The following is a 14,142-nucleotide window of genomic DNA, read 5'->3' on the forward strand; positions in this document are numbered from 1 at the left end:
AAAAGGATGTTCAGTCACATTTGCATACATAAGTACCTGTTAAACAAAGATAAAAAGTGACTTATTGGGCATGTCAGAGAACGAGGTTCGATCATTGTTTGTTTATGTACCATAAGATCAGTCACTTAAGGGAGAACGTGGTCCGATGTGTCTTGTGTGAAATGATGTGAGAATTAAGGGGGTGGTTATTTAAGTTGTACTGATTAAGATAGGCAAGTTAACAAAAAAGGATGACATAGCGTCATCCTTTTTTGTTATTTTAAAAGCTAAAACCTAATATCTAAAAGCTAGTCGATAAGATCGTACTGTTTTTTTAGAATGTCAATAATGTCGGCTTTTGGGTTAGATGATAAGGTGATTTTTTTACCGGTCACTTTTTCTGCTACGCCAGTATAGGTTTCTGACACCAACATCATCGCAGCTAACGGTAAATCGTTATCGCGAGCTAATGCTTCGCGCTCAGGCATTCTGTCTTTATTTAATAAAATGTCCGCATCGTCAAAATGGTTCAATAAGAATTGGCGGAAACCTTCTTTTGAATTCTCGACAATTTTACCATCACGGTAAGCTGGGCCGTCCCAAATACGCGAAGAATCTGGGGTGCCGACTTCATCCATATAAATAAGTTTTGAGTGGCCATCTTTATCGGTGACATAACCAAATTCAAACTTGGTATCAACAAAGACTTGATCTAACTTGGCTAGCGCATCTGAAATAACATTGAAGCCTTGCTTGAGAAGTTTTTCATATAAGTCGATATCAGAAGCTTTTTCAAAACCAAACGCTTGATAATGGGCTTCAATATCACTGCGGCTAATGTTGACATCATCTTGTGCAGGCACGCCTGGAATACCGGTTAAAATGCCTTTGGTCGACGGCGTGATTAATAGCTCAGGTAATTTTTGATCTTTGCTTAATCCTTCAGGTAGTGTGATACCACAGAATTCACGCTCGCCTTTAGCGTAAGCACGCCACATAGAACCGGTAATGTACTGACGACAAATAGCTTCAACTTTAATCGGACGGGCTTTTTGCACAATCCACACAAATGGATGCGGGATATCCAGAATATGGCTGTCAGCTAAGCCATTTTCAGCAAATAGCTTAAACCAGTTATTTGAAATAGCGTTCAGTGCCGCGCCTTTACCTGGAATGCCTTGTAAATTGCCTTCACCATGAAAAATACAATCAAAGGCTGAAATTCGATCACTGATCACCATGATAGCAAGCGGGGTATTTTCAGGAACATCATAGCCTTTGTCTTTGATTAAACGACGACTATCAGCTTCAGTTAGCCAGTAAACACTGCGTACTTTACCGCTATGCACGGGTTTGTCTGTGCGAATAGGTAAATCGTTATTAACGGCTAAAACGGAATCGGCAAGACTCATAACGAGTATTCCTCTATTTGAAGGTGTAAGGGCTATTTTTGATGGTGGCTATTTTACCCGTATTCCTCAGTTTTGCCACGTAAAAAGGCTAGGGTTAAATAGGCTTTTTTGATAACAGAACAATCATCGGCATAAATTTGCCTGTAACAAGCAATATCGCGAGCACACCGTAATATTTGCTGACAGGTATTCGCATATCAGGCAGTATTCATTTCTTTAACATAAAGAGTCAATAACGTGACCAATACCCAAGTCGATAACGCCGCCAAGTTAGGTCTGATTTTTGTTTCCATAGCGGTCTTTTTTTGGGGTATTTTACCCATAGCGTTGAAATTGTCTGGGCAGTTCATTGACCCCGTAACCTTGACCTGGTTTCGATTTGTCATGGCGTTTGTGGTGACACTCTTGCTGCAATGGCGATTCGGTAAGCTGAAACAATTTAATGTTTTAATCAGCAGCGACTGGCTCAAATTAAGCCTTGCCGGTATTTTGTTGATGTTCAATTATGTCTCGTTTGTTTACTCGCTCGACTATCTTGCCCCTGGCACAGCGCAACTGAATTTTCAAACTGCTCCCTTCTTTCTCGCTTTTGGTGGAGTGTTATTATTTAAAGAACGCTTAAATGCGATGCAGCTGAGTTGTTTTGCCACATTAGCCATTGGCATGTTGATGTTTTTCCATCCGAATTTAAATTTGAGTCATAGCGACAATCATCAAATAGTCATCGGGGTGATGATTGTGCAATTTTCGGTGTTGTCTTGGACCAGCTATGCCTTATTGCAAAAATCATTAGGCAGTAAATTATCACCCAGTAATGTGTTGCTGTTTATCTATGGGCTGGGCATTTTTGCTATGGCGCCGTTTAGTGACTTTAGTCATTTTGCATTAATGGATTCATCTAACTGGATGGTAGTTATTTTTTGCGGCGCCAATACCTTAATTGCCTACGGCTGTTTTGGTCAGGCGATGAAGTATTGGCCCACGGCTCAGGTTAGCGCCATGCTAGCCTTAACGCCGGTGCTGAGTTTCAGTTCAACGGCCTTAGTGGTCAGCTTAGGCTGGTGGAATGGGGTATTTAGCGCAGATAACCTAGATGCACTATCGCTAATGGGCATAGTGTTGATTATTTGTTCAGTGTTTGCGGTGCAAATATGGCCGCTGTATTTGAAGCGTAAGGCAGCTAAACGGCTTGTGAGCTAAGTTTGCTATTCTATTATGCCTGCATCAGCCTGAGTCCAGATAATAGTGACAGGGTATGATGCAGGTTTCTCATGCTCGCGCGAATGTCGTTCGATACAGTTTAAAACTTAGGTTTGTACTCAAACTCAGCTTGGGCTTTGCTGTCGGTAAAAATTTCAATAGCCTGTTTTTTATTAAAAAAGCGATTAACAAGGTTATTCGGAAATGACTGAATATAGGCGTTAAAGTTAGCCACGTTTTGATTGAAAATTCTTACCGCCGCGCCTACATTATCTTCTTGTTCGGTCACTTCATACATAAATTTAGCGAATGATTCAGACGCTCTTAATTCTGGATAAGCTTCAACTGCCACATGAATGCCTTTGATTAAAGCTTGTGATGCCTGATCGACTTTGCTTTGTAATTGGGTATCAATATTATTGTCTTGTAGCGCATTAATCCCTTGACGTAATGCAGTGATTTTAGGCAACAACTCTTTTTCATAATCTTGGTGCTGCTGCAGCACGCGGTCAAGCTCAGGCATGATGCGGCCACGTTGTCTTTCTTGCGTTAACACATCTGCCCAGCCTCGCTGTACCGCGTTGTGCTCTTTAACAATACCGTTATAAATACTGAAAACAGCAATGGCGACGACAACCAGGATAGCGATGATAATGAAAGACGATTGCATAATTTATCCTTAATATAATGGGTTAGCACTGTGTTTGATGATTTGATTCACAAAGCCAAAAATACGGTTTACGGTGAACAATGAGGTCTCATTGAGCAGTTCTTGTTTAAATTTTGTCGGTGAACTAATGTCATAATCCATGGGCGGATTAAGTAAATGAGTATTTTTTTGATTGATCAACACACTGCCATCATAGGCGAATTCAATGGTGAGATCATCGAGCTTATGGGCTAATTGTTCGCACGCAACTACCACTACCGGTTCTAAAAACTTCGCTGCATTAAATTCAGAGTTTGTTTGCAGGTAAAACTTTTTCTCAAATTCCCGCGAGGCAGGCATAAAGTGTTGTTGCCAATGCTTAGGCAACTTGCTTTTGCTCATCACTAAATGACTCGTGTTATTGATTGCGGGGAAAATCACTCCTTGGCGATAGTAGTGATCGTAAACGGTGCGAGTGCGTGTTCTGCTTCCGCCTTTACCGTCAGACTCTTGATAGGTTTCTGTTCTTCTATCGACATAGTGATGGTAAACCACAGAGGCACGAATTAATCCTAGTTCAGAGTTAAAGTCGATTTCTTTGCCCCACTCAACATTTTGAGAATAATTACCTCGTTTAAAGTCGACAAATTTATGTTCAGCATTATTTAAAAATGTTGCTCCACAATCTGTCATATTGTAAAGATGCTTTAGGGCTTCATCTCTGAGTAAATTGGAGAGATTCTTTAGGCTTTTTTGACGCTTAAATACAGTAAAAATACCGACTAAAAGTGACAATAAGCACAAAGCAAAAATAACAAAGTCACTGTGAGTATAACGATACAACTGACCTTGAGTTTCAAGGTGGAACCAATATCCTATGCTGGCGATAATGGCGGCTAGTATGCCAAGATATAACTGAGTGTTGCGGTATTTAAGTTGGTGTGGATACGCGATGGCGTTGTCTAAACATTCTGTGACAACCGCAATAGATTCTGAGTCAGACACCTTCGCCTGCAGTTTTTTAATAAACTGAGTCAGGGCTTTATTATTCATTCTTTTTTTATCTGATAGAGACTTAACTTCAGGGCTGAATGCTGACATAGGTGGAGTAGGTTGTTCTTTTTTAAGATAGTGTAGATATTACAAGGCAGAATTAATCTGTAAAGCGTTAAGATTATGCGGGCAGTTACCTTTATATTTTATGAGATTGGCATAACTGAGAGTAAAAACAAAAATGGAGCCGTTAGGCTCCATTTTTTATTCAGATAACTGAATGATTTACTGGTAATTAACCATTGTCACGTGGTTTACGTGGACGACGTTCTGCACTAGCAGGACGATCACCAGCTGGGCGGTCAGTACGTGGACGACGGTCGCCTGATGGGCGGTCACCACGTGGACGACGAGGTGCAGCTGCACCACGGCCAGAATCAACGAAAACTTCATCACCGGCTTCGCGAATGTTAAGTGGACGACCACAAACACGCACTTTTCTTAAGTGAGTTAACACGTCTTTTGGCATGCCATCAGGCAAATCAACAGTAGTGACTTGATCATATAACTGGATTTGACCAATATAACGGCTATCGATGTTCGCTTCGTTAGCAATTGCGCCAACAATGTTACCCACACCAACACCATTTTCACGACCCACATCAATTACATAGCGGTTCATTTTCACGTCAGGATTATCTTTTAATCCTTCAGGTTGACCAAATGTGGTTGGTGATGACGGACGACTACTGCGCTCACTGCGATCACGACGTGGACGATCGCCACCATCGCGAGAACCACGGTCACTACGTTCACTTCGCTCATCACGTGAATCACGTTGACGCTCTTGGATCGGCGGTAACTGAAGTGGACGCTCTTGCTGCACTTGCTGTAATAACGCTGCGGCTAATAAATCGGTATCGATTTCTAGCTGAGTACATAATTCTGCAACGGCATTTTTCATGAAATCTAAGTCACCGTTTAAGGTTTCTTGAATTTGCTCACCTAAACGAGATAAACGGCGCTCAGCAACCGATTCAGGTGTAGGGATTTTCATTGGTGCAATACGGCTGTTTGTTGCACGTTCAATAGTGCGAAGCATACGCATTTCACGGCTTGTCACAAACAGAATTGCCATACCTGTACGACCAGCACGGCCAGTACGGCCAATACGGTGAACATAAGCTTCTGTATCATATGGGATATCGTAGTTGACTACGTGTCCAATACGTTCTACGTCAAGACCACGAGCCGCAACGTCAGTCGCAATTAGAATATCTAATTTGCCATTTTTTAACTGTTCAACAGCACGTTCACGTGCTTGCTGGTTCATATCACCATGTAATGGTGATGAAGCATAACCACGTGCTTCTAATTTTTCTGCTAACTCAACACAGCTATTACGGGTACGGACGAAAATGATCACACCTTCAGTGTTTTCAACTTCTAATACGCGTACTAATGCTTCTAGTTTATTGTGTTGTGATACTTGAACATAGCTTTGCTCAATTGATTCAACCGTTGCTTGGCTAGAAGCGATACTGATATTAACTGGGTTGGTTAAGTGCTTGCTGGCAACACGCTTAATTTGCTCAGGCATAGTGGCTGAGAATAATGCAAGTTGGCTGTTAGCTGGCTTGTGCTCTAATACCCATTCGATATCATCAATAAAGCCCATTTTTAACATTTCATCAGCTTCATCAAGCACTAATGCTTTTAATGAATCTAACTTTAATGTGCCACGACGCATGTGATCCATTACTCGACCAGGTGTACCAACAATCACTTGTGGTCCACGCTTAAGGGCGCTTAATTGCTGATGCATGCTTTGACCGCCGTAAATAGGCAGTACGTGGAAGCCTTTCATATGTTTAGCGTAACTACCAAATGCTTCTGCTACCTGAACGGCTAGCTCACGAGTGGGTGCTAATACTAATATTTGAGGGGCGTTTAGATTGATATCTACTTTGTTAAGCAGTGGTAATGCAAAAGCACCTGTTTTACCAGTACCTGTTTGCGCTTGACCGATAATATCTTGTCCTGCCATAAGCGGGTCGATACTAGCTGCTTGAATGGGTGTTGGGTTCTCATAGCCTAATTCGTCTAGAGCACGCAACAAGTTCTCAGACAGGCCGAGTTCGCGGAAAGTTCTTTCATTGGATGACATTGGGTTGTAGCCTTGTGGATGTGCACGAAATTCGGATGCTCGTGCTGAGTTTCACAGACAGAAAATCAACCCCGTGTCGATTTCCCGCGCCGAAAGGGCGATATTATAGCAACCATTTTGTGGTTTGACTATATAAAATATGACAAATAATTCAATGTGGCCTGATTATTGCCTTATTTTAACTAAGTCATTCGGTTATTGCTGCGTTCGCAAGTGTAACTATTTTGCTTTTAACTGTATGTTAGTTTGAGTAATAAAGCTAAAGGCCATTTCAGTTACGCTGGTTAGAAAGTCGATATTTAGCGTGTCTATAGTGTCATCAACCGTATGGTATTTGCTGTGCGGTGGTACGCCAAAATATATCCAGGGAATACCCGCTTTATGAAAAGGGTAGTGGTCGGAAGCTTTTAGCCAGTTCATGCGTTTTATACCCGCGGTGTTAAATTTTGAATAACTTAATCGAATACACATTTGATGCTGTTGACTTAGCCAAGCTTGTGTCTGGCTAAAGTGGCTGAAGTTTTGCTCGCCTTCTATATAGATTGCCCGCGGTCTTGAAGGATGGCCAATCATGTCTAAGTTCATTGCAAGTTCAACCTCCATATCAGGGGTTGCCATAATCTGCTCTACTAATCCATAGCTACCATACAGTCCTGGTTCTTCAGCGTCAGTGGCAACCAACATAAGATTAATATCTTGTAAGCCGGTCAATTGCCATTGTTGCGCGATGGCTAATAAGCCTGCAACACCAGAAGCATTGTCATCGGCACCATGAAAAATACGCTTACCCTGTTGGCCTAAATGATCATAGTGGGCGGTAATCACTCGCCAACGGTTTGAAGGCACGCGGCTTGGAATTATGCCAATCATATTAACCCCCTGTTGCTGGCTAAATTGATATTGATAGTTAAAAGTGACGCTAAAGGATTGCTGCCATGGGATGAGGCCAATATCAGTAAAACGCTGCGCAAGGTACTGTTGCGAACTTATTGCCCCTTGGGTGCCGGTTTTGCGACCGCTAAATTCTGTCGATGTGAAGGTGCGAATATCTTGGATAATTTGTGCTGTATTAGCCCATTGATGTTGCGGTGGTAAATTACAATTTATTGAAGCGGTATTGACGCAGCCTGTTAGCAAGATTAACAATGCGATACACATTAAGTGAGGGGATAATTTAGGTTGAGCGAGGATGTTGATATTTACTCGTAAAAGGCGGGTGTTTCCCTTTAGCGGAAAGGCAGATTTAAGCGTGCTTGTCATCTGGTGGTCTCCGTAAAGGGAATGAATCGACTGTAATTATTTTTTAGTGCTTTTTTTAGCTTTGCTAACTTTATTACTTGCTGCACGCTGCTTATGTAATGCCAGCATTGGCTTTAAAAACCGTGCTGTGTGGGATGTTGGGTGCTCGGCCACATCTTCAGGGCTGCCAGCAACTAAAATATTCCCGCCTCCCGATCCGCCTTCTGGGCCTAAATCGATAATCCAATCCGCTGTTTGAATCACATCTAAGTTATGTTCAATCACCACGATAGTATTGCCGTGGGATTTAAGGCGATGCAATACATCTAATAGTAGTTGAATATCAGCAAAATGAAGCCCTGTAGTGGGTTCGTCCAAAATGTATAAGGTTTTGCCTGTGTCGCGTTTTGACAGCTCTTTAGCCAGTTTGACACGCTGCGCTTCACCGCCAGATAGAGTCGTCGCACTTTGTCCTAAGCAAATATACGACAAACCGACATCCATCAGTGTTTGTAATTTACGGGCAATTGCAGGAATAGCATCAAAAAACACCCGGGCTTCTTCAATCGTCATTTGCAGGACTTCGTGAATGTTTTTGCCTTTGTATTTTACTTCTAAGGTTTCACGGTTATAACGCTTGGCTTTACAGGCATCACAGGGCACATATACATCGGGTAAAAAGTGCATTTCGACTTTAATTAAGCCATCACCCTGGCACGCTTCACAGCGACCGCCTTTGACGTTAAACGAGAAACGACCCACCAGATAACCTCGGGTGCGGGACTCTTGAGTCGCAGCAAATATCTCCCGTATTGGGGTAAAAATACCCGTATAGGTAGCAGGGTTTGATCGGGGAGTTCGGCCAATTGGGCTTTGATCAATATCGACGACTTTATCGCAATGCTCCATGCCTTTAATTTCTTTATAAGGCGCGGGTTCATCAACAGTTGCGCCATTGAGCATGCGATGGGCAATTTTGAAGAAAGTATCATTAATCAGGGTCGATTTACCCGAACCCGACACACCGGTTACGCAGGTTAATAGGCCTACTGGAATAGTTAAGTCGACATTTTGCAGGTTATTACCTGTTGCGCCGAATAACTCGATAACTTTTTTAGGATCGATTGGGGTACGTTGGTCACTAATGTGAATTTGTTTTTTGCCTGACAGGTATTGACCCGTAACAGATTCAGCACAATTAAGAATATCGTTTAAGGTGCCCTCTGCAATAATCTCCCCGCCATGAACCCCTGCGCCAGGGCCAATATCAATCACATGGTCAGCCATACGAATGGCATCTTCATCGTGCTCTACCACAATGACGGTATTACCTAGATCACGCAGGTGCATTAAGGTATGCAATAGACGTTCATTGTCACGTTGATGCAGGCCGATTGAAGGTTCATCGAGCACATACATTACCCCGACTAAGCCCGCACCAATTTGACTGGCAAGACGAATACGCTGCGCTTCACCGCCTGATAAGGTGTCAGCCGAACGGGATAAGCTTAGGTAATTAAGTCCGACATTTACCAAGAAACCTAAACGCTCACCAATTTCTTTTAAAATTTTGTCAGCAATTTGTGCCCGCTGGCCATCAAAGGTTAATTCAGCAAAATAGCTTTTTGCTTCGCCAATTGACCAGGTGGTCAATTGTGGCAAGTTGAGATCGCCAATAAACACATTGCGGGCTTCTTCACGTAAGCGTGAGCCACCACAGCTATTACAAGGCTGCATATTGATGAATTTAGATAATTCTTCACGTACCGAGTTACTTTCAGTTTCGCGGTAGCGGCGATCCATATTATTGAGAATGCCTTCAAAGGGGTGATTACGTACCACTACATCGCCACGATCGTTTATGTATTTAAAGGCAATGCTTTGTTTACCTGAACCGTATAGCACCAGCTTTTTGATCTTGTCATTGAGCTGTTCAAAAGGGACTTCAACATCAAATTTGTAGTGTTCAGCTAATGAACTGAGCATTTGAAAGTAATAAAAATTACGGCGATCCCAACCGCGAATTGCCCCGCCAGCTAAAGATAACTCACTATTGGTGATCACTCTTTCTGGGTCAAAAAATTGTTGTACCCCTAAACCATCACAGGTTTGACAAGCACCAGCCGGGTTATTGAATGAAAAAATACGCGGCTCAAGTTCGGTCATTGAATAGCCACAAAGGGTACAGGCAAAGTTGGCTGAAAAAATCAGTTCTTCAGTATTGTTATCTTCCATTGAGACAATTTTAGCAATACCACCGGACAGCTCTAATGTGGTTTCAAATGATTCAGCTAAACGTTGTTTTAAGTCTGGACGCACTTTGAAACGGTCAACCACCACTTCAATGGTATGTTTTACGTGTAAATCAAGCGTTGGTGGGTCGGTTAAATCGCAAACTTCACCGTCAATTCGGGCGCGGATATAACCTTGGGCAGCTAAGCTTTCTAATAATTTTACGTGCTCACCTTTGCGATCATTAATCACAGGAGCTAAAAGCATTTGACGGCTATCTTCAGGTAATGCGAGTACCTTATCGACCATTTGGCTGACAGTTTGAGCCGCTAAAGGTTGTGCATGTGTGGGGCAGCGCGGCTCACCAACACGGGCAAATAATAGTCGCAAGTAATCGTAAATCTCGGTCACTGTGCCAACCGTTGAGCGTGGGTTATGTGAGGTCGATTTTTGTTCGATAGAAATTGCTGGGCTTAATCCTTCGATATGATCAACATCAGGTTTTTCCATTAAACTTAAAAATTGGCGCGCATAGGAGGATAAAGACTCGACATAGCGGCGCTGACCTTCTGCATACAAAGTATCGAAGGCTAATGAAGATTTTCCTGAACCAGATAATCCTGTGATAACAATTAGCTTATCTCTCGGGATGGTTAAATTGATGTTTTTAAGGTTGTGGGTTCGGGCACCGCGGATTTCAATATTGTCCATTTACTCGCTCTATGTTCGCTATGGGGCAAAATGGGTTTTAGTATCGCACATTAAGCACAAGCTGTAAGGGGCTGTTAATCTTTCTAGGTGATTTACCTTAAAAGTTCAACAAACACAGATTATCTATCATAGTGATATGTCGTTTTGGCTAGTACGAATAGAACCCAAAAATAGATTAGTGATATTTTAAATTCAGCTTTAACCCTCAAACTGTGATTTCCTTTTGAGCATGTGATTCAGGCTATGGTAATATGCGCGACTCGTAGAATTGCTAAAAAGGTATTTGAATGGCCAGTAATGGGCTGTCGGGCATGGAAAAAAAAGTCGCGTTTTCGTTAGCCAGTGTATTTGGTTTACGGATGATGGGGCTATTTATGATCATGCCGGTATTTGCGTTATATGGACAACACCTTGAAGGATTCTCTCCACTTTGGGTGGGTATTGCCATAGGTGCCTATGGACTTACCCAGGCTATGTTACAAATTCCGATGGGTATACTGTCTGATAAGTATGGCCGTAAACCGATAATTATGGCTGGGTTAGTGGTATTTGCCATTGGCAGTTTAATTGCCGCCTCATCTGATCATATTTATGGCGTAGTATTTGGTCGCGCTGTTCAGGGGATGGGCGCAATAGCTGCTGCTGTTTTAGCACTAGCGGCTGACTTAACCCGCGATGAGCAACGTACCAAAGTGATGGCCGTTATTGGTATGTGTATTGGTTTCTCCTTTGCACTCTCTCTTTTGCTTGGCCCTTTAGTGGCACAACATCTTGGTTTAACCGGTATATTTCTACTGACGGCAGTGTTAGCGGTTGTTGGTATTGTGATAGTGCAATTTTTGGTACCAAACCCTATTAGTCAAGCCCCTAAAGGCGATACTTTAGCAGCACCAGCCAAACTCAAAAGAATGCTGCTAGACCCGCAGCTGTTTCGCCTAGATGCAGGTATTTTTATTTTGCATTTAGTATTAACTGCGGTGTTTGTTGCATTACCATTAGATTTGGTCGATGCCGGTTTAGTTAAAGAAAAACATTGGATGTTATATTTCCCCGCGTTTATCGGCGCATTCTTTTTGATGGTGCCATTGATCATTATCGGGGTGAAGAAGAATAACACCAAAACCATGTTTCAAATTTCATTGTTATTGATGATGGCATCCTTAGGTACTATGGGGGTTTTTGCTGATAATTTATGGGTGCTAAGTGGGGCGGTAGTATTATTTTTTACCGGTTTTAACTATCTTGAAGCTTCATTACCTAGCTTGATCGCCAAGTTTTGCCCTGTGGGTGATAAAGGCTCTGCGATGGGAGTGTATTCTACTAGTCAGTTTCTTGGGGCGTTTTGTGGTGGTATGTTAGGTGGAGGAGCCTATCAGTTGGTCGGTGCCTCCGGGGTGTTTTTTGTTGCGCTTGGGTTAATGACACTGTGGCTATTTTTGACTTTTGGCATGGCTAAACCCGTATTGCTAAAAAGTTATACCCTTGAAGCCAATATAAATGATAGGCCCCATGCACAAACAATGGCCGCACAGTTATCAAATTTGACCGGTGTCGCCGAAGCAATAGTGGTACTTGAGGACAAAGTCGCCTATTTAAAGGTGAATGACGATTTCAATTTAAGCGAAGCCAGAGCTGTGTTAGGCTCTGTCAATTAGATCATTTTGATCAACCGAATAAGTATATAGAAAAGATAATCGCAGGAGATTTCGATGGCCAGTCGTGGTGTGAATAAAGTCATTTTAGTGGGTAACTTAGGTAAAGACCCTGAGGTACGTTACATGCCAAATGGTAATGCCGTTGCCAATTTTACTGTCGCGACAAGTGAGTCGTGGAAAGACCAACAAGGTCAGCTACAAGAGCGTACTGAATGGCATAACATTGTCATGTACCGTCGTTTAGCTGAAGTGGCCGGTGAGTACCTTAAAAAAGGCTCAAAGGTTTACCTTGAAGGCAAATTGCAAACCAGTAAGTGGCAAGATCAAACTACCGGTCAAGACCGTTATAAAACTGAAATCAATGCGATGGAAATGCAAATGCTTGACGGCCGCAATAGCGGAGCAGGTCAAGATAATAATCAATATGATCAATCGCCACAGCAACGTGCTCCACAAGCGCCACGCCCAGCAGGTCAACCTCAGTACAATCAAGACCAAGGTTCAAACCAGGATAGTCATCAAAATTCAGCGGGTGGCTACCAACAAGCGCCTGCTCAAGGTGGTTATGCTCAGCAAAATAAGCCAGCGCCACAACAACCTGCTTATGCGCCAAAACCACAAGCTCCACAAGGTAATTATCAACCACAACCTCAACAAAATGCTGCACCAGCTCAGCGCCCAGCGCCTCAGCCTGCACAAAACTTCACTCCTGATTTGGATGAAGGTTGGGATGATGATATTCCGTTTTAGGCTTTATGCTGTTAATGCTTAACGCAAGTTAACTGAACTTTAAGGCCTGCTTGCAGGTCTTTCTCTTTTATATGTTTGGTCTGTAAACTCTGTTTAGATGACTTAGACAATCTAAGAAAGAAGATAATGATGGAAAAAATTCTGTTTATTCGTCATGACAAGATTGGAGATTTTATTCTCACATGGCCTGCTTTTTATATTTTGAAAAAAGCACTACCCAATACGCGTATTGAGGTGTTTGTGGCGCCTGTGATGAAAAGCTTTGCGCTGACTTGTCCTTATATTGACGATGTGGTGGTTGATAGCGGCGATGATACCCAGTTAGTCGAGCAAATTAAGGCGAATAACTATGATGCTGTTGTCGTGTCACATTCTGACTTGCGCATTTATCGTTTAGTTACCAAAGCGGCTATTGCATATAAAATTGCGCCTAATCATGGCTGGTTTCAATATCTTTACCCCCACCGCGCGAATACCCAATATAAAAAAGGTGAACCCTGTTGGCGTGGTAGTTACATGTTGGCGGAGCAATTTCTAAATAATCATCAAATATCGATCCCTGCGTTACCGGCGCAATTATGGGACGTTAGCTCTGAACGTGAGCAATGGCGCAAGTATTATCAGCAACAAAATGATGAAAAGTTAATATTTATTCACCCCGGTACGGGTGGTTCATCTGGCAGCTTGCCGGTTGATCATTTTGGCCAACTTATCAAAAAAATTGATAAGCTTACAAGTTTAGAGTGTCGATTTGTTCTAACTTATAACGGTGACGAGAAAGCACTGGCGCTTAACATTCAATCTATGCTGAAGAAGACCAAGATTAAAGTTGAATTAGCGACGCCGCTGAAAAGTTTGGCTGATTTTGCTCGTTCAATTGTCGCTGCAGACATGTTTATTGCGGGCTCCACAGGACCGCTGCATATTGCTGGGCTGCATAATATTCCAACGGTAGGCTTTTATGCTGGGCGGCGATCTCAACCTAAAGTGAAATGGCAAACATTGACAGAGCCAGCTAAAAGGCTGGCATTTACGCCACCTGTTGGTCGCCGTACAGGCCGAAATATGGCCTTGGTTGATGTTGATCAAGCGGCTGAAGATATCAGTGAATTTTTAAATCGACATTATGCTAAATAAGCCAAATTTGAATAGTTT

The 14,142-nt window shown here is 42.6% G+C and carries 10 protein-coding genes; 4 read left to right on the forward strand and 6 right to left on the reverse strand.

The annotated features are described in order from the left end of the window. Nucleotides 1–287: 287 nt before the first annotated feature. Nucleotides 288–1,391 (reverse strand): phosphoribosylaminoimidazolesuccinocarboxamide synthase, encoded by a 1,104-nt coding sequence (locus tag FJ709_RS01960; RefSeq protein WP_226412939.1) that lies wholly within the window; start codon nt 1,389–1,391, stop codon nt 288–290. A gap of 237 nt (nt 1,392–1,628) precedes the next feature. Between FJ709_RS01960 and FJ709_RS01965 the strand changes: the two genes are divergently transcribed. Continuing rightward, nucleotides 1,629–2,591, forward strand: coding sequence for a DMT family transporter (locus FJ709_RS01965; protein WP_226412941.1), 963 nt, complete (start codon nt 1,629–1,631; stop codon nt 2,589–2,591). A gap of 100 nt (nt 2,592–2,691) precedes the next feature. On the opposite strand, the gene FJ709_RS01970 is transcribed toward FJ709_RS01965, so the two are convergent. The 5 genes from FJ709_RS01970 to uvrA all read right to left on the reverse strand — a co-directional run bounded on the left by FJ709_RS01970 (nt 2,692) and on the right by uvrA (nt 10,582). Next, a complete protein-coding gene (locus tag FJ709_RS01970; protein WP_226412943.1) occupies nt 2,692–3,261 on the reverse strand; it encodes a LemA family protein in 570 nt (189 codons plus the stop codon). Between the two features lie 9 nt (nt 3,262–3,270). Then, nucleotides 3,271–4,293, reverse strand: coding sequence for a hypothetical protein (locus FJ709_RS01975; RefSeq protein ID WP_226412945.1), 1,023 nt, complete (start codon nt 4,291–4,293; stop codon nt 3,271–3,273). A gap of 235 nt (nt 4,294–4,528) precedes the next feature. Continuing rightward, on the reverse strand, nt 4,529–6,400 hold the full coding sequence (locus FJ709_RS01980) for a DEAD/DEAH box helicase (RefSeq protein WP_226412947.1): 1,872 nt from the start codon (nt 6,398–6,400) through the stop codon (nt 4,529–4,531). Between the two features lie 219 nt (nt 6,401–6,619). After that, entirely contained in the window at nt 6,620–7,660 is a 1,041-nt protein-coding gene (locus FJ709_RS01985) for a M28 family peptidase (RefSeq protein WP_226412949.1), read from the reverse strand. Between the two features lie 36 nt (nt 7,661–7,696). Then, nucleotides 7,697–10,582: an excinuclease ABC subunit UvrA gene (gene uvrA, locus FJ709_RS01990; protein WP_226412951.1), complete on the reverse strand. Its 2,886-nt coding sequence runs from the start codon at nt 10,580–10,582 to the stop codon at nt 7,697–7,699. Nucleotides 10,583–10,869: 287 nt separating this feature from the next. Here uvrA and FJ709_RS01995 point away from each other — a divergent pair, with 287 nt between their 5' ends. The 3 genes from FJ709_RS01995 to FJ709_RS02005 all read left to right on the forward strand — a co-directional run bounded on the left by FJ709_RS01995 (nt 10,870) and on the right by FJ709_RS02005 (nt 14,124). Continuing rightward, a complete protein-coding gene (locus tag FJ709_RS01995; RefSeq protein ID WP_226412953.1) occupies nt 10,870–12,237 on the forward strand; it encodes an MFS transporter in 1,368 nt (455 codons plus the stop codon). Nucleotides 12,238–12,291: 54 nt separating this feature from the next. Beyond that, nucleotides 12,292–12,987 carry a single-stranded DNA-binding protein gene (gene ssb, locus FJ709_RS02000; protein WP_226412955.1) on the forward strand — a complete coding sequence of 232 codons (696 nt, stop codon included), beginning with the start codon at nt 12,292–12,294 and terminating at the stop codon, nt 12,985–12,987. Between the two features lie 126 nt (nt 12,988–13,113). Next, a complete protein-coding gene (locus tag FJ709_RS02005) occupies nt 13,114–14,124 on the forward strand; it encodes a glycosyltransferase family 9 protein (protein WP_226412957.1) in 1,011 nt (336 codons plus the stop codon). Nucleotides 14,125–14,142 lie beyond the last annotated feature (18 nt).

It is taken from the genome of Shewanella glacialimarina (assembly GCF_020511155.1).
GTDB classification, from domain to species: domain Bacteria; phylum Pseudomonadota; class Gammaproteobacteria; order Enterobacterales; family Shewanellaceae; genus Shewanella; species Shewanella glacialimarina.